This window comes from Kitasatospora sp. NPDC022785, assembly GCF_055561295.1.
In genome coordinates, this window is sequence record NZ_JBVHHB010000036.1 from 54277 (window position 1) to 76736 (window position 22460).

Here is a 22460-nt window from a genome sequence, read left to right on the forward strand (position 1 = left end):
GCCGCACCGGTTTGCGGCGGGCCCTCGGCCGATGGCTGCGGTCCCCAGCTGGTCCCCAGCAAGATCGCAAAGCGGCGGCACCGCAGCCGCCCACCACCTGTCGGGCCATCAACAAAAAGGCCGCTGGCCTGGGATTTCTCCCGGCCAACGGCCTTCCGACATCACTGTCGGGACGACAGGATTTGAACCTGCGACCCCTTGACCCCCAGTCAAGGGGTTCAACTATTGTCGGCAGCCGAGGCCTCAAGGCCTCGGCTTATTCGTTGCTCAACTACCATGGGGTACAGATGAGTTGGGACTTCCCGACGGAAACGGCGACGCAGCGAGCTGACAGTTGCTCAGTGTTTACTTCGTGCAGAAGTGTCCGTTTCGGACCATGGGCGCCCATAGGCGCTCATCGGGTGTGGTCCCAAAGTGGTCCCCAGGCCGAGCGCCCCGCCACAGTTACTGCCCGTGATCGAAACCTGTCGGCCCTTCAGAAAGCGGCGTCGTACCTGCCCGACTGCCCCTGCGTCGATGCCGTCAGCCGGCCCGCGGGGCCCGGTCCTGCGGGCGGATCATGGTCGCTTACCCACCGGTTGCGCATAGTGATCTTCCGGGCGGTGTGTCGTCTTGAGCGTGTCGTCGCCGTGTGGTTGTGACTACTTCGCGCACCGCCTCTCACGCTCTGCCGCCACGCCCGACCGGGCAGCGGCTCTTGGTCCCAGATCACCCGATCGGGAGAAGGGAAAGCTCATGGGACAGCGTGCGCGGCGGGGTCGGGTCTACCGGCGGTGCGGGTGTACGGACGGGCACGGCAACCAGCTGGGTCCGTGGTGCGTGCGGCTGCTGGGGGAGGCGGGTCACGGGTCGTGGACGTACTGCGTCGACCTCGCCCCGGAAGACGGGAGACGAAGGACCCGTCGACGGGGCGGCTTCACCAGCCGGGCCGAGGCGGCCCGCGAGATGGCCGCGGTGCTGGACGGTGAGCTGCGCGGGGTCTACGAGAACCGTCGCAGCACCGTCGCGAGCTACCTGCGCGAATGGCTCGCCACGAGAAAGCCGCACCTCGCGCCGAACACGTACGCCGGCTACACCGCGTGCGTCGAGCGCGACCTCGTCCCCGCATTCGGCCACCTCCGGCTCCTCGACCTGCGCCCGGAACACATCGACGCCTGGGTCACCGCGCAGCTGGAGGCCCAGCGCGGGCGCGTCACCGTCTACCGGGCCGTGTCCACCCTTCGCAACGCACTCAACGCCGCCGTGCGCTCCTGGCGCCTGCGCTACAACCCCGCCAAGCACTCCGTGCCGCCCAAGCCCCGCGCAACCGAGCGCACCTGCTGGACCCCCGAGCAGGCCGCGACCTTCCTGCAGCACAGTGCGGAGCAGTACGCGGACCAGCTGACCGATCTGTTCGAGGTCATGCTCGGCACCGGCATGCGCCGCGGTGAGGTCCTCGCCCTGCACTGGTCAGACGTCCACCTCCTGGACCGCAAACTGTTCGTCCGCTGGACCCTCGCCGCCATCAACAACGGCAAGATCCACCTCCGCGAGCCCAAGACCGAGGCCAGCCGCGCCTGGATCAGCCTCTCCCCCAGGGTCATGGCAGCCCTCCACCGCCAGGCCGCGATCCAGACGGCCGCCCACCCCGACGCCCGGCTCGAAGGCCTGGTCTTCGGCCGCCCGGGCGGAACCCCGCTGCGGCCCCAGTGGGTCCTCGACCAGCTCCGCAAACGCACCGCCGAGCTCGACCTCCCGAAGATCGGCCTGCACGACCTTCGCCACATCGCCGCCAGCATCGTGATCGCCGAGAACATCCCCGTCGCCGTCATCTCCAAGACCCTGCGGCACTCCACCATCGCCACCGCCATCAACCTCTACGGCCACCTCCTCAAGGACTCCGCCGACCAGGCCGTTCAGGCGCTCGCCCGAGCACTTGGCCGAGCCCAAGCAGCCCAGCTCCGAGCCGTCCCCCGTGGCGACGACGACCTGCCGCTCGCGGCATAGCAGTCCGGCCGCCACGCAACCCGCCATGCCATCCCTCGGGCCGGCCCCGGGACTTCGTCGTGCCTGAAGCTGGCTGGCACGCCCTACACGGCCGTACAGGGAAGGGGCCGAGCACCGTGCCGGGCCCAAAGCGCCCAACATGTCACACCGCTTGCCTACCATGACCCGATGGACTACAGATCGGCCCGGGACCTGCCCTCGTTCATGGCGATAGCCCAGCAGCTCAAGGTGCTGAAGGCCGCCCGGTGGCTCATACCTGCGGACGAGCGGCCGGACCTTGCCGCCCTTCAGCAGAAAGCGGACTTCGTGGCCGACACCGTAGACGGCTTCTACTCGCTGCTGGGGCCCCGCAACTGGATCTTCCACGACTCCATCTCAGTCGACTTCACGGCGCAGCTGTTGAGCACCGCTTCCGGTCCGGAAGACGCGGAGTCCCAGCTGATCGGCTACTACAACGACCCGGGCAGGCTCTTCTACCTGACCATCGGGCTCAATCGGCTGACCGCGATGAAGCCGCGGCTGGAGCTGGTGGAGAAGGCCAAGGCCGACTACTTCGCCGGCCGCTACTACGCTTGTGTGCACGTCCTGTTGAGTGTCATGGACGGCTTCGTCAACGAGTTCGAGACGGTGCGGCGCGGACTGCACGCCCGGCAGCCCGAGGAGCTGAACGCCTGGGATAGCGTGGTGGGACACCACATGGGCCTGAAGAACGCCCACCGGACGTTCACCAAGGGCCGGAGCGCCACCAACCAGGAGCCGGTGTACGAGCTGTACCGCAACGGCATCGTGCACGGCAGCATCCTGAACTACGACAACGTCGTGGTCGCCACCAAGGCGTGGAACCGGCTGATGGCGGTCGCGGACTGGGCCCGCGCACGCCAGAAGGAACAGCAGCCGCCGCCGGAGAAGCCCACTTGGCGCGGACTGCTGAGCCGCCTCGTCGAGAACGGACAGATCAACCGGGCCGTCGCCGACTTCCAGCCGGCAGACATCATGGCGGACGACGAGCAGTTCACCACTCGCCCCGTCTATGCGGCGGCAACGGACTTCCTGGCAGCGTGGAAGGCCCGCAACTACGGTGCCATGTCCCGGCTTGTCACCGCCGACCTGCAGAACGCCCAGGGCAACGCGGCACCGCGTGCGATCCGGCTCGCCTACGCCGACCACCGAATCAGTGACTTCGTGATCATCAGGCTTTCCTGCTCGGCTGCCGCTGTCACCACCGTCGTAGCGGATCTCGTCGGGCCCGACGGCGGTATCAGCACCGCGCACCTGCGCTGGATCCGCGAGGACGCATCGGGCTCGCCACGACCGGAACCGCTGGCCGGGGAGCGGCGGCTGTACACGTGGGAGCCAGAGGCCCAGCGGCCGGCGAACCGCTCCGCATGACCTCCACGGCGGCTGGACTATCTTGGCGGGTGCGATGTAGCCCCCATTCGACAGCCGAAGGAGATTGATGGCCCGCTACGACTTGATCATGGCTGTCGCGGCGGGCAACCGCAGGCACTACGCCCTCGAGGCGGACAAAGTCCAAGGCGGCCAAGGCAATGTGCACCGCGCCCTGCACAAGGCGACCGGAATCCCGGTCGCCTTCAAGAAGCTGAACTCCCAACTGCCCTCCGCCCGAGCGCGGATGAAGCGGGAGATCGAGATCGGCGCGATGCTCACCGGGCACCCGAACGCCATGCCGGTCCTCGACCATGCTGCGGACCACAGTTGGTTCGTCATGCCCTGGGCCTAAGCCACCGCCGTCGACCGCCGCGCAGAACTCAAGCAGGACGAGGCCCTGCGAACCTTGCTGCGGGACGTGTGCGCGGCCCTGGAGGAAGCGCACTCCCACGGGTGGATTCACCGCGACATCAAGCCGGCGAACATCCTGTACCTGGAGGGCCGGTGGACCCTCGCTGACTGGGGGCTGGGGCGCCGGCCGCGGGGCCAGACCACCAATGCGGACCGAACCCGCGTCGGCCAGCCGTACGGCAGTGAGGGGTTCGCCCCACCCGAGCTGTCCGTCGATGCTCACCAAGCCGGCCCTCCTGCGGATGTCTTCAGTCTTGGGCAGCTCATCGGGTGGGTCCTCACCGGAGAGGAGCCGAGCCCCAACATCCCCCTGGTTCCCGCGGCCGGGCCGTGGCGGGGTGTCGTGAAGGCCGCTACCCAGCTGAACCCGGCTCACCGGCAGGAGAACGTCGCCGAGCTCTTGGCCGACATCGCCCACGAGACCGAGGCCCCACCGGAGCCGGCCATCGTTCGTACCGAAGCCCTCCTGCCGGCCGTCAAGGCCGGCGATCGTGACGCGGCCTCGTCGCTCGTCAGCCTGGCGGCCCGGCACCCCGAGGACGCGGAACTGTACGTCGATGTCCTGGCTCGGCTCGAGGTCGGTCTCATCGCGCCGGCGTTGCTGACTGATCCGCGAGCAGCCACCGAGATCGCCCGCGCGATGGCCGATCTCCTCGGCAGCACCAGCCGGCACCCCGAGCGGGGCGACGTCGACTCCGTCATCATGTGGCTGTTCGACCTGGCCCGTCAGGCTGCCGACGCCGGCGAGCTCGACCTGTTGGAGGCGTGCTGCGACGGTGCCTTCGAATGGGACGGCCTCTGGGACCAGTGGCGCCCACAAGACCAGATCAGGCCCTGGCTCCAGGCAATCACCGGCGATACCGCCTCCACCGTCGCCCGATCACTGCGCCGATACCCCGCCTGCGCGGAGCACTTCTCCAACCTGGCGGCCGACCGCAGGGTCGACTACCGCATCCGAGCAGCAGTCGCCCAACCCGAGTAGCGATCGGACGAACCGGGCCGGTCTAAGCCTCCAGCAAATCACCGAAATGCCCGAACACCCAGGTGTCGACCATCGATGGGTAGGCGTCGATCAGATGCCTCGGCGAGGACGCACGCGGCTCCTCAATGCCGAAGACCCACAAGGAAACGATGTTGTCCCCTCGGGCCAGATCCGACACCGCCGCCCTCAGGCGCGCGGTGTGCCCGAGAATTCGAAGGGCGTCAGCATGGCAAATGTCGCCCACGTTGGAGCCCTCGTGCGCGATGAAGTTGCGGGCCTCACGCGCCGCGTCGAGCACGTTTACGTCCCACGAGGTGCTCTGCGCCAGCCGGTCGCCGAGATCGCGCAGCGTAGGACCGAGCATCTTGTCAGGCGGAAGAGCAATGACGGCTTCCTGGAGCGCAGCCACCGAATCCGACTCAAAGGCCTTGACCAGATTGCCTGTTCGCAGGACGAACTTGCATTTCGACTCGAAGGCGTTGGCAAGATGAAGTGCTCGGCCTGCTGACAGGAAGACCATGTCCAGCAGCTCCGGCTGCGACGGCTTCAAGTACCCCAACGACCACCCCATGCAGTTCACGGTAGTGCGGGTGTCCATCGACTTTCCGCGGATTGGTGGTCCTCGCTTCAGACAGCAGGTGATCTGCCGCCACAGCAGGCGTCATCGAGCAACCCGCAGCTGCTTCACGGACGCCCCTGGCCGGCTCACTGGACTGGTACCTGCGGGCGGATCACGGTCGCATACCCACCCACTGCGGATCGTGACCTTCCGCGCAGTGTGTCGTCTTGCCGGGGAGTAGCGCGATCACCCGATGCGCCGGGCGCCGGACGAGGGCGCGGCGAGGAACGTGCGCGGGGGTACGTAACCTGCCTCGCCGAAGGCGGCGTTGACCGCCGCAGTGACCTCGTCGACGACGGCGGCATCGAGCAGGACGATGACCGCGCCGCCGAAGCCGCCGCCGGTCTGCCGGGCGCCGAGGGCGCCGGCGGCGACTGCGGTGGCGGCTGCGAGGTCGGTCTCCGGGCAGGTGACCCGGTAGTCGTCGCGCAGCGAGGCATGCCCGGCGGTCAGGACGGGGCCGAGGGCGGCCGGGTCCCCGGATTCCAGGAGTGCGACGGCGCTTTCGACCCGCGCGTTCTCGGTGACCACATGCCGTACCAGCGGCCGCAGCGGCGCCGGCAGGCGGTCGATGGTCGGGCGGAGTTCGTCGATCGGCAGGTCGTGCAGGTCGCGCAGGGCGGGCAGGCCGAGCAGCGCTGCGGCGCGTTCGCAGCCGGCGCGCAGTTCCGCGTAGGCGCCGTCGGCGAGGTCGTGCTTGACCCGGGTGTCGATCACCAGCAGCCGCAGGCCGTGGGCGGCCGGGTCGAGGGCGATCTGGCGCTGGGCCTGGTTCCGGGTGTCCAGGAAGAGCGCGTTGCCCTCCGTGCAGCACATGGAGGCCATCTGGTCCATCACACCACTGGGCACGCCGACGAACTCGTTCTCGGCGCGCTGTGCCAGCTGGGCGACCTGGGGGGCGGTGATCCCGAGACCGTCCAGATCGTTGTAGGCGGCGGCGATCACGCATTCCAGGGCAGCCGAGGAGGAGAGCCCCGCTCCGACCGGTACGTCGCTGTCGAGGTGGACGTCGGCGCCGCCCACCGGATGGCCGGCCTGTCGGAGCGCCCAGACCACGGCGGCGGGGTACTTGGCCCAGCCGTCCACCGAGCCCGGCGTGAGGTCGGCCACGTGCAGTTCGACGGCTGGGCCGGAGGCCTGAGCGCTGCTGAGCCGCAGCAGGCCGTCCGGGCGTCGGCGGACGGCCACCCTGGCGGCGTGCGGGAGGGCGACGGGCAGGACGAGGCCCTCGTTGTAGTCGGTGTGTTCGCCGATCAGGTTGATGCGTCCGGGGGCTGCCCAGAGGCCTTCCGGCTCGGCACTGTGGCGGGCTCGGAAGCCGTTCGTCAGCGCGTCCACGCCACCACCTCCCGCAGGCGCTCGGCGGCCGCCTCCGGGGCGACGTCATTGACGAAGGCGTCCATGCCGGACTCGACTCCGGCCAGGTACTTGAGCTTGCCGGCGGCGCGGCGGATGGTGAACAGCTCAAGGTGAAGGGCCAGTTCCCGCCCGCCCGTCGCGGGGGCCTGGTGCCATGCCGATATGTAGGGCGTGGGCGCGGTCTGCGTGGTCTGGCCGGGTTCGGCGAAGAGGCGGTCGAAGCCTCGGAGCAACGCCAGGTAGAGCGAGGGGAATTCGGCGCGTTCGGCGTCGTTCAGGTGGGTCAGGTCGGGCACTCTGCGGTTCGGGTAGAGGTGCACCTCGTAGGGCCAGCGGGCGGCGAACGGGACGAAGCCGGTCCAGTGCTCGCCGGCCAGCACCACCCGCGCTCCGTCGGCGCGCTCGACGGCGAGCAGGTCCTCGAAGAGGTTGCCGCCAGTGGCGGCGCGGTGGAGATCGGCCTGCTCGCTCATGCGTGCGGTGCGCGGGGTGGTGAAGGGGAAGGCGTAGATCTGGCCGTGCGGATGGGCCAGTGTCACGCCGATCTCGGCGCCGCGGTTCTCGAAGCAGTACACCTGCTCGATGCCCGGCAGGGCGGAGAGCTCGGCTGTCCGGTCGGTCCAGGCGTCCAGGACGAGGCGCACCCGCTCCGGGGTGAGGTCGGCGAAGGACGCGCCGTGGTCGGCGGTGAAGCAGACCACCTCGCACCGGCCGACGCCGGGCCGCTGCGACTGGAGCGGGGAGTCGGGGAGGGCGTGTGCGGCAGGGTCGAGCGTCAACGAGGGGAACCGGTTCTCGAAGACGGCTACTTGGTAGTCGCCTTCGGGGATCTCGCTGAGTCGGCCCTCGCGGGAGGGGCACAGCGGGCACTCGTCGGCGGGCGGGTGGTAGGTCCGGGACTGGCGGTGGGCCGCGATCGTGACCCAGGCGCCGGTGAGGGGGTCGCGGCGGACGGTGGCATGGCCCACAGTGGCCTCCAGCGGGCGCATGTCGACTTCGACCCGCACGGCAGTGCCTTCCAGGTCGAAGTAGATGATCTCCCGGCCGTCAGCAAGCTTGGCGGTCGTCTTGGTCACGGTTTCCTTTTCCTGCGGATCCGGGCAGGCCGATCGTCGACCCACACTCGTCCAACACAAATGAGCTTTCTTCCAACGAAATTCGATGTCCCGGGCCATGGCGGTGCGGCCGGCAGACGCGTCGTCACGCGGCTGCCCAGCTGGCGGAGTCCTCACACAGCCGGTGCATGCCGGCGCGGCCGGGGTGGGCGGAGCGGGGCCGTTCGCCGCCGCCCGGACCGTGCGGGGCCGGGCGGCGGGATCCCTGTCGGGCGTGCGGGGCTACTCGGCCAGGAGCTCGACCAGGAGGCACTGCGCGGGGTCGAGCAGCGGTGCCGCGAGACCGACGGTGCCGAGCACGGCTCCGGTGGCGCGGACCGTTCCGCGGGTGATCCAGGGGACGGCGGTGCTGGGGTGTGCCTGGGTGGGTCGTATCTCGGGGCAGACGGTCACGGTGTAGGTGAGGTCCGGGTCGAGTCCGGGGAGGCGGAGCCGGGTGGGTACGGAGTCGGTCGAGGCGGTGAGCTGGGCCAGGCTGAACACCGCGTGGCGGCGGTCCGGGGAGACGACTCCGTGCAGCCAGGCCGCCGGGTCCGGGTGGTCGGCGCGGACGGTGGTCCCGCCGTGCAGCAGCGGGCGGAGCCGCTTGTGCAGCCGTACCCACGCGGCCAACTGCTCCAGCTCGTCGTCGGGGCAGCGGGTCAGGTCCCATTCGATGCCGGCGTGGCCGAACAGGGCTGTGGCCAGGCGGGTGGAGAGCGTGGTGGTGCGGCCGGTGGTGTGGGCGGTGGCCTCGCCGACGTGGCAACCGACCAGTTCCGGGGGGACGAACAGGCCGGTCCAGCGCTGGATGCGCTGTCGCTCCAGCGGGTCGTTGGTGTCGGAGGCCCAGATGCGGTCGGTGCGTTCCAGGATGCCGTAGTCGATCCGGGCGCCACCGGAGGAGCAGGACTCGATCTCCAGACCGGGGTGCCGGTCGCGGAGTTCGTCGAGCAGCCGGTAGACCGCGGCCGTCTGGGCGTGGACGCCGGCGCCGCCGTCGTGGACGGCCTCCAGCAGGTCGCGGTTGTGGTCCCACTTCAGGTAGTCGATGCCGTACTCGTCGATCAGCGCGTGCAGCCGTTCGGCGATGTGGGCGTACGCCTCGGGCCGGGCGAGGTCGAGGACCTGCTGGTGGCGGGCGGCGGGGGCGGGCCGTCCGGGTGCGGCGAGCAGCCAGTCGGGGTGGGCGCGGGCGAGGTCGGAGTCGGGGTTGACCATCTCGGGTTCGACCCAGAGTCCGAACTGCATGCCGAGTGCCTTGACCCGGTCGACGAGCGGGCTCAGCCCGTCCGGCCACAGGTGCGCATCGACGGTCCAGTCGCCCAGGCCCGCAGTGTCGTCGCGGCGTCCGGTGAACCAGCCGTCGTCGAGGACGAAGCGTTCGACACCGATGTGGGCGGCGCGTTCGGCGAGGTCGGTGAGCTTGTCGAGGCGGTGGTCGAAGTAGACTGCCTCCCAGGTGTTGAGCGTCACCGGCCTGGGTGTGTGCGGGTGGCTGGGGCGGGCCCGCAGGTGCCGGTGCAGGCGGTCGGAGAGACCGTCGAGGCCGTCGCCGGACCAGGCGAAGTAGGTCCAGGGGGTCCGGTACGTCTGCCCGGTGGCCAGGCGGATCTCGCCCGGTCCGAGCAGTTCACCGCCGCCGAGGATCGGGCCGTGCTCGGGGACGCGTTCCGCGTAGTGGAGGTGGTTGCCGCTCCAGCCGGTGTGGACGGCCCACACCTGGCCGTGCCGGAATCCGAAGCCGGGCTGCCCGACCGTGAGAAGGCCGGTGGCGTCGTGGCCGGTGCGGCCGCGCCGGGATTCGCGCAGGGTCAGTCCGTGGTGGAGGGGCCCGCGCTGGGGGCGGCGTTCGTTGGCCCAGCGTCCGGTGAAGTCGAGGACCTCGGTTGCCTGGTCGCCGGCCGGGAGCAGGCAGGCGGCGCTGTCGAGGGTGAAGACGCCGGGGCCGTCGTTGGTGATGTCGTGTCGGATCCTGAGGACGCCGAAGCGGTCCATCTCGATGTCGGTACGGACCGTCAGTCCGGCGGCCGGGTCGGCGCTGTGGATCCGGAGGTGTCCGCCTCCGGCGTCGGGGACGGTGGCGGACACGGGCTCGGACAGCCGCAGGCACAGGTGGGGATGGGCGCCGTCGCGGTGGCCGGTGATGCCCGGCCGTCCGGTCCAGCCGTCGGCCTGCTGCGGGACGAGCCGCAGCGGGACCGGCTGGTCGACGGAGGCCACGGGCCAGCCCGGGGTCAGGGCGAGGAGCAGGTCCTCTGGGTCGCCGAGGCCGCCGGGGTCGGAGCCCCAGTGCAGGACGGAGGGCAGGCCGGGGCCCGAGGTGTCGAGGACGAGGGCGGACCCGGCCGCGGCGAGCACGGCCAGGTCCTGGTGGTGCGTGGTCATGCGTTCGTTGTCTCCGGTGCGATCGTGAACGAGTACGTCACAGGCCGATGACGGTCAGGTCGGCGCAGGACGTCCAGGGGTTGCCGTTGACCTCCGACAGTGCGCGGAACCGCACGTACCGGCCGGAGACGGCGGGGAACCTGACGGTCTTCAGGGTGGCATCGGTGGCGAACGTTCCGGTGGCGACGGCGCTGCCCCAGTTCGTGCCGTCCGCCGAGACGTAGAACTCGTAGCCGGCGACCCAGCCGTTCCGCCCGCCGGTCTGCCGCGGCAGGTAGGTGAATCCGGAGACCGTGTGGGCGGTCTGCATGTCGAGCTGGATCTCGTGCGGGAGCGAGGGGGTGGGGGAGATGTTCGCCCACTGCGTGTGCCAGAAGGTGGACATGTTGCCGTCCAGGACGTTGGTGGCGGCGTCGTTCTCCGCGACGAGCTCCTGGCTGTCGGTGTACTTCACGGTCCAGCCGGTGCGCGGCAGGACGTGCGGGCCGCCGCCGTTGATCCGGACGTTGAAGTGGCTGGTGCCGTTCATGGTGAGGCTGAGCACCAGGGTGCTGGTGGCCGCGTCCCACGTCTGGGAGTTGGTGTACGGGCGGCTCATGCCGGGGTAGTCGTCGAAGACGACGCTCGGCCGGCCGCCGTTGAAGGTGCCGACGATGGTCAGGGTGACGTTGCGGACGTCGCGGGCGGTCTGGTCCGGCAGTGTGCGGTTGCCGACGGTGGTGATCGAACCGTCGGCGTTGACGACCGGGTTGCCGGAGGCGTCCAGCCTGGGTGCCATGTAGTTCTGGCCGAACGCGATGGTGGTCGCCTGGTCGGTGACCTGGGACATGGCGTCCGTCAGGTTGAGGCGGTAGTTGAAGACGTGGAAGCCCAGGTTGGACGGGTTCTCCTGGATGATCACGCTTGTGTGCTCGTCGGAGCTGATGGTCACCTGCGCGCCGGGCACGTTGGTCAGCGGGACGACCGAGGAGGTCTTGCGCTGCTCCCACATGACGGGGTTGGTGTAGTACCACTGCTTGCTCGCGCCGTCGGAGCGCACCAGCCAGCCGTTGCCGGTGGCCGCGAAACCGGGGAACAGGCCGTCGTAGTAGCTGACCGGCTGCTTGGAGGTGACGGTGGTGAACCCGGCGAGGTCGGCGGTGGGCATCGTGCTGGGCACCAGGGAGGGCAGCGCGTAGCGTCCGTCGGAGGCCATCGCGTTGTTGACCGAGCCGTCCCATCCCGGGGTGGAGTAGCTGTCGATGCCCTTGGCCAGCACCTGCTGCTGGGTCAGGACCTGGGCGCGGGTGGGGATCTGGAGCCAGCCGTTGAGGATGCCCTGCAGCAGCGGGTAGATGCCGAACTGGGCGCCGGCGTAGCGGTTTCCGAGAGCGCCGTTGGTGAAGTACGAGCCCTCGGCGAGGAAGCAGGTCGCGCCCTGCGACAGGTCACGGACGATGGACTGGACCTGCAGGCCCTGCGGGTACTGCAGGATGAACTTCCAGTCCTGCCAGCCCTCGCCGCCGGGGAAGACGCCCTTGTTGTCGAGCCCCCACTTCCACCAGTCGGTGGAGGAACCCCAGTTGCCGATGTATCCGGTGAGCCACAGGCCCTTCAGCAGGGCGTCGGTGCTGTCGGTGGCCCACGACTCCTTGTTCATGAAGACCAGGTTCCGGGCGTTCGCCTTCATCGTGGGCAGGAACTGGGCGTTGCGCTCCATGTAGTCGAGCATCATGCCGTGGGTGCCGAAGATGTTGGTGTCTGTCCAGAAGAAGAACATGCCCTGCTGGCCGGCCAGGTTGAACAGGTCGATCAGGTAGTTGCTCTGGTCGATGCCGTTGTACAGCTCGGCGGCGTTGAGGCCCATGAAGGTCTTCGGGTGGGTCTGCGCCCAGGTGCGCCACTTGCTCACCGGGATGGCCTGCGCACCCGTGGCACCCTGGGCGACCTGCACCATCACGGGGATGCCGGCGGCCTCGGCGGTGTCGAGGCGGGCCTGGATCCAGTCGGTGGCAGCCGGCACGTCGTGGATCTCGCTGCCGGGGATGAGGTTGACGTAGCAGTACGGCTTGAGGCTCGCCGGGATCGTGCTCCACAGCTGGGCCAGGGTGCCCTGGTACGGCTCGTCGCTCTGGCCCAGGTTGACCACGTGGGCCGGGTGGGTCGCGTCGATGGTAGCGCGCAGTGCGGCGCCGCCCGTCGCGGCGGCGGCCGTGCCGCCGAGGCCGAACGCACCGAGCAGGCCGGGAGCGGCCGCTCCCATGCCGACGGCAGCGATCGCGCCCAGGAGTTGTCGGCGCCCCAGTCCTTCGGCCGTGCCTTCGTCGGCTCTCGCTGCGATGTGCTCTCGGTCTGCCACTGCCGTCTCCTGCGGTTCTCGGCCCGCGCGGGGCCAGGTGGGGGTGAGGTAGCGGCAACCTAGGCGACACCTGTCCGTCACAGAAAGAGTTAGGAAACACCCTTCCGCTGTGCTCCATATCCGCAGAGCAAATCGGGACAAGATCACCTGATGCGCCCCCGCCGACCAGGGTTTCGAAAGCGAAGGGCTGCAACTTTCACAAGTGTTGCGTGCCGGGTGGCCGGTCGCCTACGGTCCTCCCACCCGGTTACAAAGGCCGGATTCGAAACACCCTTGAAATACCTGGACGGAGCGGGCCATGTTCGCAACCAGTGGACGGGCCTCCAGCAGGACGACCACGGTGGAGTGCGCCGCGGCACTGCACGCTCTGGGCGAGGCAACGCTCAGTGAGCTGGCGGCCGCGACCGGGCTGTCCAGGCCGACGGTCAAGGAGCGTCTGGCCGAACTTCCGCACCTGGTCGAGATCACCTCGGGTGCGGACCACGGGGAATCGCCCACTCCCAGCGGCGGCCGGCCGGCCTCCCGGTACCGGTTCCGCGGCCGACACGGCTTCGTGATCGGTGCCGAGATCGGCAAGCACGACGAGCGGATCCTCGTCTGCGACATCAGTGGCCGGATCCTCCATGTCGGGCGGCACCACGACCCGGAGCCCCGATCGGGGCGGGACCGGATCAGCGCCTTCCGAGGACGCGTGGAGCGCATGGTGACCGCCATGCGGGCCACCCACGGCGACTGGCTCAGCCTGGGCATCTCGCTCACCGGAGGCATCGGACCGGACGGGCGGGTCAGCTACGCGCCGCACTACCCCGACCTTGAGGGGCTGTCCCCGGCGGAGGCCGGGCTGGTGTTCGGGAAGGTTCCGCTGATCGTGGAACACGACCTGAACGCCGCCGCGCTCGCCGAACACGTCTACGGTGCGGCGCGCGGAGCCGACACCTTCGCCCTGGCCCTGGCCTGGCACGAACTGGCGGCCGGTGTCGTCCTGAACGGCCGGGTCCACCGGGGCAGCCGGAACCTGGCCGGCGAGCTCAACCTGATCGACGACGGCCCGTCGGCACCGGCGCACTGGTCCGACGTGGAGTCGTTCCTGCCGGTCCTGGAGGCTGCTCGTCGCGGGGACCAGGCCCGGCAGGAGGAAGTGGACGCGTTCGCCAAGCGCGCCGCGCGCCACCTCGCCTATCTGGCCCTGGCCATAGACCCGGAGCTGGTCGTTCTCGGCGGACCGCTCGCCCACGACCGGGTACTCACCGACCGGATCACGGCACATTTAAACGCCATGATGCGCAACGCGTACCCGGTGCAGCTGGCAGTCACCGAGCATCCGACCTTCGGCCCCGCACTCGGTGCGCTGCAGCTGGCGCTGGCCCACACCTTCGCCACCCTGCTCGGCGACCCCGGCTTCCCGGCGCGCATCGACGTCCGGCCGCTGCACTTCCCCGTGTAGGACCCCGCCGAACTTTCACCTCCCGCTCTCTCTTCACCCACCCTGCAACGAGAGGAACCCTGCCATGCGCAGAATCCGGAGATCCGCCATCGTCGGCGCAGCTGCACTCACCGCGGCAGCGGTCGTCACCGGCTGCTCCAGCTCCGGCACCGGCACCGCCTCCGGCGGCCACGTCACGATCACCTACATGCTTCCCAGCTCCTGGGCCACCGTCCCCGGCTTCCAGGACAGCGTCCACGCCTGGGAGAAGCAGACCGGCAACACCGTGACCCTCACCCCGGTGCCGGACGCCAACTACGACTCGCTGGTGCAGGCCCGGATCGCGGCCAAGAGCGGCGTCGACATCTTCGCCGGCCAGGACACCGTCAAGGACAAGGCCGCGATCGCGCTGCCGGCCACCGGCCCGTGGGTGGAGCGCCTCAACCCGGAGGTCCGCAAGGCGATCACCTCGCCCGACGGCTCGATCTGGGGCACCCCCTCCGCGGACGGCCTCAACTCCACCGGCGTCATCTACAACAAGGACGTCTTCGCCAAGGCCGGCATCACCACCGCGCCCACCACCCTCGCCGAGCTCCAGAGCGACCTGCAGAAGGTCAAGGACGCCGGCTCCACGCCGCTGTACTTGAGCGGCAAGGACGGCTGGACGCTGCTCCAGCACCGCAGCGCCGCCAACGCCTCCTTCGTCGGCGCCGACAAGGAGCTGGTGACCAAGCTCGACGCCAACCAGGCCAGGTGGGCCGAGATCCCCGGCTTCAACCCGGAGTACCAGGCGCTCTCCGACTGGGTGGCCAAGGGTCTGACCAACGGCGACGCCCTGACCGCCACCTACGACTCGGCCACGGCGGCCGTCGCGGGCGGCAAGGCCGGCGCGATCATCAACGGCACCTGGGCGCTGGGCGCGATCACCAAGGCCAACCCGTCCGCCAACCTCGGTTTCTTCCTGCTGCCGGCGGCGGACGGCCACACCACCCTGGGTCTTCAGAAGCCCAACCTGCTGAAGGTCGCCAAGTTCTCCAAGGCCGCCCCGCAGGCGCAGGACTTCCTGAACTTCATGATCGCCCAGCCGCAGGCTCAGAAGTTCCTGGACGTCAACCCCGGCGTCTCCGCGTTCACCGACGTCAAGGCCGCCAACCCGAGCGGCGGCGTCGCCGACCTGCAGAAGCTGGTCGACCAGGGCGGATTCGTCCTGCCCTTCGACCAGCAGTCCGTGGTTCCCCAGCCGCAGGACGACATCATCGCCGCCTACCAGGAACTGATCGGCAAGAAGGCCGACGCCGCCAAGTTCGGCGAGCTCGTCCAGAAGGCCTGGCAGAGCTCCGGCGCCAAGGCCAACGCCGCCGGGTTCTGACCCGGCCCCAGATCGGAGACAGCATGAGCCTCGCCGCCACCAGGCGCCGGGAAGCAGAACGCAGATCACAGAAGGGCACGGTGCGGGCCGCCAGGTCGGGTGTCGTCCACACCTACCGGTACGCGTTCCTGCTCCCCGCAGTCGCGGTCTTCACCATCTTCTTCCTGCTGCCGGCCTTCTTCGGCATGTACCTCTCGCTCACCGACGCCTCGACCTACGTCCCCGACACGCACTTCGTGGGTCTTGCGAACTACCGCCTGATGGCCGGCGACAGCTCGGTGCTGTGGAACGCCACCTGGAACCAGTTCCTCTACGCCGCCTGCGTCACGGTCGGCAAGACCGGCCTGGGCGTGGCGATCGCCTTCCTGCTCAACCGCGCCTTCGCCGGTGCCCGGTTCCTGCGGGCCGTGGTCTACATGCCGATCATGTTCTCCACCATCGTGGTCGGCCTGCTCTTCGGTTACATCCTCAAGGCCGACGGCCCGGTCAACGCGCTTCTGCAGCCCTTCGGACTGGCCCAGAACTGGTTCGGCAGCTTCGACCTGGCGTTGTACAGCGTCACCGCCGTCGACACCTGGATGGGCGTCGGCTGGACGGTAGTCCTGGTCCTCGCCGCCCTCCAGGCGGTGCCCACGGAACTGGTCGAGAGCGCGCAGATCGACGGCGCCGGCCCCTGGCAAGTCGCCCGCCACATCAAGATCCCCTTCATCCGGCACGCCATCAACCTGGCCGCCCTGCTCACCTTCATCACCGGCATGAAGGCCTTTGACATGATCTATGCCACCACCGGCGGCGGCCCCGGCACCGCGACCGAGGTACTGACCTCGTACGTCTACAAGCAGCTCAACACGGGCGCCCTCGGCTACGCCTCCGCCGTCAACGTGGTCCAGTTCCTCCTGATCACCTCGGTCGCCCTGGTGATCAACCGCTTCGTCCGCAGGATGGAGGCGACGTCATGACCCGGCCTCGCACCAGAAGGACCCTCGCCTCCGCAGCCACGTACCTGCTGGCCGCCCTCGTGGCCGTGGTGTTCCTCGCCCCGCTGTACCTGGTGCTGATCACCAGCGTCAAGGGAAGCACGGAGTCCGCGACGATGGGCTTCGGCCTCCCCGGCAGCTGGCACTTCGACAACTACCTGACGGTGATCACCACCGGCAACGCGCTCCAGGCACTCGGCAACAGCGTCCTGATCGCGGCCGGGGTCACCGCCGGCACCGTGCTCGTCTGCTCGCTGGCCGCGTTCGTGATCGCCCGCCGCCCGGGCCGGATCACCGGCGGCGTCTACAGCTACCTGCTGACCGGGCTGATCGCACCGTTCGCGTTCATCCCGGCGATCCGGCTCCTGCAGGAGACCGGCCTGGGCGGCTCGTACCTCGGCCTCATCCTCACCGACGTCGCCGTGCAGATCCCGTTCATCACCCTGACCTACGTCGGCTTCATCCGGCAGCTGCCCCGCGAGATCGACGAGGCCGCGCTGCTCGACGGCGCCGGACCGCTGCGGCTGTTCTTCACCATCATCTTCCCGCTGCTGCGGCCGGTCAGCTTCACGGCTGTGGTCCTGGTCTTCACCTATGCCTGGAACGAGTTTCAGAACGTGCTCTTCTTGATCCCCGACGCCGACCGATGGACCCTGCCGATGACGGTCTTCACCTTCCAGACCACGCACAGTTTCGACTACGGGCTGGTCTGCGCCAACCTCGTCCTGACCATGCTTCCGGTGGTCGCCGTGTACCTGGCGGCCCAGAAGTACATCGTCAGCGGGATGGCCGCCGGGGCGGTCAAGGGATGACCGAGGACCGCTTCGCACGCTCGGCATGGTTCCGGCAGGACCGCTTCGGGATGTTCATCCACTGGGGCCCCTACAGCGTCCCGGCCCGCGGCGAGTGGATCCGCTCCCACGAGCGCGTCCCCCTCGCCGACTACCGGTTCGCGGTCGACGGCTTCGGCGCGGAGGACTTCGACCCGCACGCCTGGGCCGAGCTCGCCGTCAAGGCCGGCCAGAAGTACGCGGTGCTGACCGCCAAGCACCACGACGGGTTCTGCCTGTTCGACACGGCCCTCACCGACTACGGCAGCATGCACAACGGCATCGGCCGGGACCTGGTCGCCGAGTTCCTGGCGGCCTTCCGCGCCCGTGGCATCAAGGTCGGCCTCTACTTCTCGCTGCTCGACTGGCGCCACCCCGACTACCCCCACTACGGGGACTGGGCGCACCCCGAGCGCGACAACCCCGCCTTCGCCGACCACACGCCCGACCTGGAGTCCTACCGGGCGTTCCTGCACGGGCAGGTCCGCGAGCTGTGCAGCAACTACGGCAAGCTCGACGTCCTCTGGTTCGACTTCTCGTACGCGGAGATGGGCCCGGACCAGTGGGGCGCCACCGAGCTCGTCCGGATGGTCCGCGAACTCCAGCCGGACGTCATCATGGACAACCGGCTGGAGACCAGCGGCGAGGGCATGGGCTCCATCGTCACCGACGAGCCCACCCCGTACTGCGGGGACTTCGTCTCCCCCGAGCAGGTGATCCCGGTCGAGGGCTTCCACACCCCCGACGGCACGCCGGTGCCGTGGGAGGCGTGCGTCACGCTCAACAACAACTGGGGGTACTTCGCCGGCGACGACCTGTGGAAGTCGTCGGCGCAGGTGGTCACCAAGCTCGTCGAGTGCGTCGCCAAGGGCGGCAACCTGCTCCTCAACGTCGGCCCCGACCGGCGGGGCACCATCCAGACCGAGGCCGCCGAGCGGCTCCGGCAGGTCGGCGACTGGCTCGCCGCCAACGGCGAGTCCGTGTACGGGGCGGGCCCCGCCGGGCTCGGCACCCCCGAGTGGGGCTACTACACCCGCACGGGCGACACGGTGTACGCACACGTCCTGCGGACCCCGATCGGCCCGCTCCCGTTGGTCGGCGTGCCCAAGGACCGGATCGAGGGCGTCACCCTCCTCGCCGACGGACGCGAGCTCAAGCTCTGCGAAGAGTGGGTCGTGGCCTCCTACCCCGACATCCCCTTCGTCCAGTTCGGCGAGGTCGGCCACTTCACCTACCCGCTGCCGGACCCGGTCGACACCGTCGTGAAGATCGAGCTGAAGCCCTCGGCCGACTGCTGACCTCGGCCTTCTGCCGCTCGCCGGCCCACACCGGCCGCTGACCGCCGGCGCACACCGTCAGTGCAAAGTCGTTCCCTCTGATCCGTTGCAGCCGACCCGGTCCGATCTTCCCGGTCCGGGTCGGCGGGAGGTACCACATGAAGCTGCTTCGACTCGGCGCACCTGGCGCGGAGGCCCCGGCCGTCCGCGCAGCCGACGGCCGGGCCTACGCCCTCGCGGAGCTGACCGCCGACATCGACGGGGAGTTCCTCGCGACCGGCGGAATCGACCGAGCCCGCGCGGCACTCGCGGCGGGCGCCCTGCCCGAGCTCGACCCTTCCGGCCTGCGGGTCGGGGCGCCGATCGCGCGCCCCGGCAAGGTCGTCTGCATCGGCCTCAACTACCGCGACCACGCGGAGGAGACCGGAGCCGCCATCCCCGGCCGGCCGGTGGTCTTCATGAAGGACCCGTCCACGGTGGTCGGCCCCTACGACAAGGTGCTGATCCCGCGCGGTTCGGTGAAGACCGACTGGGAGGTCGAACTCGCGGTCGTGATCGGCCGCGAGGCCCGCTACCTGGACTCGCCCCAGCAGGCCCTCGCCCATGTCGCGGGCTACGCGATCAGCAACGACGTGTCCGAGCGGGAGTTCCAGCTCGAATACTCCGCCCAGTGGGACCTCGGAAAGTCCTGCGAGACCTTCAACCCGCTCGGCCCCTGGCTGGTCACCCCGGACGAGGCCGGCGACCCGCAGGCTCTGGGCCTTCGTCTGGCCGTCAACGGCGAGACCCGCCAGGACGGCAACACCAAGAACATGATCTTCGACGTCGCCCACATCGTCTGGTACCTCAGCCAGTACATGGTGCTCAACCCCGGAGACGTCATCAACACCGGCACCCCCGCCGGCGTGGCCCTGGGCCTGCCCGGCAACCCCTACCTGCGCGCGGGCGACACCGTCGAACTGACCATCGACGGCCTCGGCACCCAGCGCCAGACCTTCGCCGACGCGTGAAAGGCACCACCTTGTCCGCAACCACAGCGCGGATCACCGCCGTCGACACCTACGACATCCGCTTCCCCACCTCGCGGGAACTGGACGGGTCCGACGCCATGAATCCCGACCCCGACTACTCCGCCGCCTACGTCGTCCTGCGCACCTCCGCCGGCGGCCACGAGGGCCACGGCTTCAGCTTCACCATCGGGCGCGGCAACGACGTCCAGGTCGCCGCCATCGACGCGCTGAGCGAGCACATCGTCGGACGTTCCGTCGCCGAGCTGTGCGCCGACCCCGGCTCCCTGTACCGCGACCTGATCGGCGACAGCCAGCTGCGCTGGCTCGGCCCCGAGAAGGGCGTCATGCACATGGCCGTCGGAGCCGTCGTCAACGCCGTCTGGGACCTCGCCGCCAAGCGCGAGGGCAAGCCGCTGTGGCAGCTGCTCGCCGACGCCGACCCCGAATGGCTCGTCTCCCAGGTCGACTTCCGCTACCTCACCGACGCGCTCACTCCCGGCGAGGCCCTTGACCTGCTCAAGCGGGGCAAGGACCGCGCCGACAAGCGCGCCCAGCACCTGCGCGAACGCGGCTACCCCGCTTACACCACCTCGCCCGGCTGGCTCGGCTACTCCGACGAGAAGCTCACCCGGCTCGCCAAGGAGGCGGTGGCCGACGGCTTCACCCAGATCAAGCTGAAGGTCGGCGCCGACCTGGAGGACGACATCCGCCGCTGCCGCGCAGCACGCGCCGCCGTCGGACCGGACATCCGGATGGCGATCGACGCCAACCAGCGCTGGGACGTCGAACAGGCCGTCACCTGGACCAATTCCCTGGCCGAGTTCGACCCATACTGGATCGAGGAACCCACCAGCCCCGACGACGTCCTCGGCCACGCCGCCATCCGGCGCGGTGTCCACCCGATCAAGGTCGCCACCGGCGAGCACGTGCAGAACCGCATCGTCTTCAAGCAGCTGCTTCAGGCCGGCGCCCTCGACGTCCTCCAGCTGGACTCGGCCCGGGTGGCCGGCGTCAACGAGAACCTCGCCATCCTGCTGCTCGCCGCCAAGTTCGGCGTCCCGGTCTGCCCGCACGCCGGCGGCGTGGGCCTGTGCGAACTCGTCCAGCACCTGTCGATGTTCGACTACGTCGCGCTCTCCGGCACCACCGAGGACCGCGTCATCGAGTACGTCGACCACCTCCACCAGCACTTCCTCGACCCCGTCGTCATCGACGCCGGCCACTACCGAGCCCCTGCTCTGCCCGGCTTCTCCGCCACCATGCACCAGGCCACCATCGACACCTACACCTACCCCGACGGCGCCTTCTGGGCCGCCGACCGGGCCGCCGCCCTGAAGCAGGAGCGCTCATGACCACCCGCGACCTCGACGGACTCACCGCCCTGGTCACCGGCGGCGCCTCCGGCATCGGCCTGGCCACCGCCCGACTGCTCAGCGAACGCGGAGCGGACGTCGCCGTCCTCGACCTCGACCCGAGCGGCGTCCAGACCCCGCTGCGCGGCTTCACCGCCGACGTCGCCGACGACCACTCCGTACGCGCGGCCGTCCAGGCGGCGGCCGAGGCACTCGGCCACGGTGTCCTTCGGCCGCTTGACCTTCCGGAAGGTGCCGTCCCCGCTGTCGAGGTGCGTGACCGCGGATGACTGGTGCAGGATCTGGTCACCGCCCTTGGCCGTGCTCACCACTGCAGTTCCCCCGTACAGGTCCGTCCGGGGGGCGGCCCACGTGGCGCCGGCGTCCCTGCTGATGACCAGTCCGCCTCCACACAGGACGACCACCGCGATCGTGCCACCGGCCGCGTCCCACGAGAACAGATACTGCCCGCCACCCAGGAAGGCGAGGCGCACAGGGGGCTTCGGGTCACCGACAGCATCGCGCACCGCGTAGAGGACACCCTCGTTCCGGGGCTGGAGGACGAGGTCGTCGCCGAGGAAGGCGAGCTTGGCGGCCTCACGCTCCGCGGTGAGGTCCTCAAACTTCCAGGGGTCGCCTCCGTCCCGGCTCACCTGCATACTGCCCTCCGCCGTCACCGCCACCAGGAACTCCCCCTTCCGGTGCGCGCAGACCGACTGGAAGGACTCACCCGGCGCCGGCCCGGTTGCGAGCCGCTGCCAGGTCGAGCCCTTGTCGTCCGTGCGGAAGATGCCGCTCTCGTGCGCTTCCGAGAGGGCGCCGGTCGATAGCCACCAACGGCGCGGATCGGCGTGGCTGGCGACCAGGCAGGTGGGCCACCGGATAGCGCGTCGGCGGCATGATGACCCGCCAGGTGTCCCCGAGGTCCTCGCTCCAGAAGCCGCCCACTGTGTCAGGGGACGAAATCAGCAGAAGAGTCCCGCCCTCCGGGCGCGAGATCGCCTCGACCGTCGCAGCCGAGGCGAATGGCCCCACGGCCTCCCACTTGTCGCTTCCCGCTCGCGTGCTCGACGCCACCACATCTCCTCAGTTGGGCAAAGAGGCCGTCCATCGAAGGCCCGGCACAGAACATAACGACCTGCATACGCACTGTGACTGAGCCGCGCCTGCGCGCTTCGCCCACCACGAAGAATGACCGAAATCCACCGCCTCGGATGCGTACGTACTTTCGCTCCCCGCAAAACGCTCGGGACACTCTGGCCGTGGACGCAGGCCTGCCCCGGGGGCAACGCCTCGCGCCATCGCAGCAGCCGCCGCGTACCGCCCGAGTCTGATCTTCGAGGAACGGCAAGTGACAGGAAGACTGACCCGCCCGCAGGTGACGAGTGCCGTGAGCAGCTGGTGACAACCGCCGTGCCACACCTCAGGGGTCCACCCAGGCTGATCAGTCCGTCGGTGGCAACCGGCGCACACTGACGCTTCGCCACTACGCCCCGCTGTCGAGCTACGACAGCGGGGCGCCCTCCGGCCCGCTTGACGTCAGGATTGGCAGGCTTCCGGGGAAACAGCAGGCTGGCGCCCGATCAGCGCCCGTCGGATGCTGCATCACAGAATAGGACGCATCGAGTAAATCGAGCACTCATTTCACGTTGGTCG

The 22460-nt window shown here is 69.5% G+C and carries 15 protein-coding genes and 2 pseudogenes; 12 read left to right on the forward strand and 5 right to left on the reverse strand.

All coding sequences use genetic code 11. The features are described from left to right. Window positions 1–735: 735 nt before the first annotated feature. The 4 genes and pseudogenes from ACZ3YO_RS36595 to ACZ3YO_RS36610 all read left to right on the forward strand — a co-directional run. Complete coding sequence (locus tag ACZ3YO_RS36595; protein ID WP_465578156.1) at window positions 736–1986, forward strand: tyrosine-type recombinase/integrase; 1251 nt, start codon at window positions 736–738, stop codon at window positions 1984–1986. Window positions 1987–2154: 168 nt separating this feature from the next. Continuing rightward, window positions 2155–3375 (forward strand): hypothetical protein, encoded by a 1221-nt coding sequence (locus ACZ3YO_RS36600; RefSeq protein ID WP_465578158.1) that lies wholly within the window; start codon window positions 2155–2157, stop codon window positions 3373–3375. Between the two features lie 67 nt (window positions 3376–3442). Next, window positions 3443–3727 carry a hypothetical protein gene (locus ACZ3YO_RS36605; protein ID WP_465578160.1) on the forward strand — a complete coding sequence of 95 codons (285 nt, stop codon included), beginning with the start codon at window positions 3443–3445 and terminating at the stop codon, window positions 3725–3727. Between the two features lie 42 nt (window positions 3728–3769). After that, window positions 3770–4768: pseudogene (locus ACZ3YO_RS36610) on the forward strand (protein kinase domain-containing protein); the annotation flags it as partial. Between the two features lie 22 nt (window positions 4769–4790). Here the strand turns inward: ACZ3YO_RS36610 and ACZ3YO_RS36615 are convergent. From ACZ3YO_RS36615 to ACZ3YO_RS36635, 5 genes are all read right to left on the reverse strand, one after another. Further along, a complete protein-coding gene (locus ACZ3YO_RS36615) occupies window positions 4791–5366 on the reverse strand; it encodes a hypothetical protein (protein ID WP_465578162.1) in 576 nt (191 codons plus the stop codon). Window positions 5367–5573: 207 nt separating this feature from the next. Then, the gene (gene galK / locus ACZ3YO_RS36620) at window positions 5574–6725 is read right to left on the reverse strand and encodes a galactokinase (RefSeq protein WP_465578164.1); all 1152 of its coding nucleotides are present in this window, start codon (window positions 6723–6725) and stop codon (window positions 5574–5576) included. After that, window positions 6713–7822: a galactose-1-phosphate uridylyltransferase gene (gene galT, locus ACZ3YO_RS36625; RefSeq protein ID WP_465578166.1), complete on the reverse strand. Its 1110-nt coding sequence runs from the start codon at window positions 7820–7822 to the stop codon at window positions 6713–6715. Before galT ends, galK begins: the two co-directional genes overlap by 13 nt. Before the next feature lie 261 nt (window positions 7823–8083). Next, on the reverse strand, window positions 8084–10228 hold the full coding sequence (locus tag ACZ3YO_RS36630) for an alpha-galactosidase (protein WP_465578168.1): 2145 nt from the start codon (window positions 10226–10228) through the stop codon (window positions 8084–8086). 37 nt (window positions 10229–10265) lie between these two features. After that, window positions 10266–12566 carry a discoidin domain-containing protein gene (locus tag ACZ3YO_RS36635; RefSeq protein WP_465578170.1) on the reverse strand — a complete coding sequence of 767 codons (2301 nt, stop codon included), beginning with the start codon at window positions 12564–12566 and terminating at the stop codon, window positions 10266–10268. Window positions 12567–12864: 298 nt separating this feature from the next. Here ACZ3YO_RS36635 and ACZ3YO_RS36640 point away from each other — a divergent pair, with 298 nt between their 5' ends. The 8 genes and pseudogenes from ACZ3YO_RS36640 to ACZ3YO_RS36675 form a co-directional block, all read left to right on the forward strand. Next, window positions 12865–14010, forward strand: coding sequence for an ROK family transcriptional regulator (locus ACZ3YO_RS36640; protein ID WP_465578172.1), 1146 nt, complete (start codon window positions 12865–12867; stop codon window positions 14008–14010). A gap of 64 nt (window positions 14011–14074) precedes the next feature. After that, on the forward strand, window positions 14075–15358 hold the full coding sequence (locus ACZ3YO_RS36645; RefSeq protein ID WP_465578174.1) for an ABC transporter substrate-binding protein: 1284 nt from the start codon (window positions 14075–14077) through the stop codon (window positions 15356–15358). Window positions 15359–15381: 23 nt separating this feature from the next. Next, complete coding sequence (locus ACZ3YO_RS36650) at window positions 15382–16317, forward strand: carbohydrate ABC transporter permease (RefSeq protein WP_465578176.1); 936 nt, start codon at window positions 15382–15384, stop codon at window positions 16315–16317. Further along, complete coding sequence (locus ACZ3YO_RS36655; protein WP_465578178.1) at window positions 16314–17147, forward strand: carbohydrate ABC transporter permease; 834 nt, start codon at window positions 16314–16316, stop codon at window positions 17145–17147. The genes ACZ3YO_RS36650 and ACZ3YO_RS36655 overlap by 4 nt, the downstream gene beginning before the upstream one ends. Further along, complete coding sequence (locus ACZ3YO_RS36660) at window positions 17144–18463, forward strand: alpha-L-fucosidase (protein WP_465578180.1); 1320 nt, start codon at window positions 17144–17146, stop codon at window positions 18461–18463. The genes ACZ3YO_RS36655 and ACZ3YO_RS36660 overlap by 4 nt, the downstream gene beginning before the upstream one ends. Window positions 18464–18600: 137 nt before the next feature. After that, the gene (locus ACZ3YO_RS36665; RefSeq protein WP_465578182.1) at window positions 18601–19452 is read left to right on the forward strand and encodes a fumarylacetoacetate hydrolase family protein; all 852 of its coding nucleotides are present in this window, start codon (window positions 18601–18603) and stop codon (window positions 19450–19452) included. Between the two features lie 11 nt (window positions 19453–19463). Beyond that, window positions 19464–20804, forward strand: a complete 1341-nt coding sequence (locus tag ACZ3YO_RS36670; RefSeq protein ID WP_465578184.1) for an L-fuconate dehydratase — start codon at window positions 19464–19466, stop codon at window positions 20802–20804. Continuing rightward, window positions 20801–21022, forward strand: a pseudogene (locus ACZ3YO_RS36675) (SDR family NAD(P)-dependent oxidoreductase); the annotation flags it as partial. The gene ACZ3YO_RS36670 and the pseudogene ACZ3YO_RS36675, both read left to right, overlap by 4 nt. Window positions 21023–22460: the final 1438 nt, after the last annotated feature.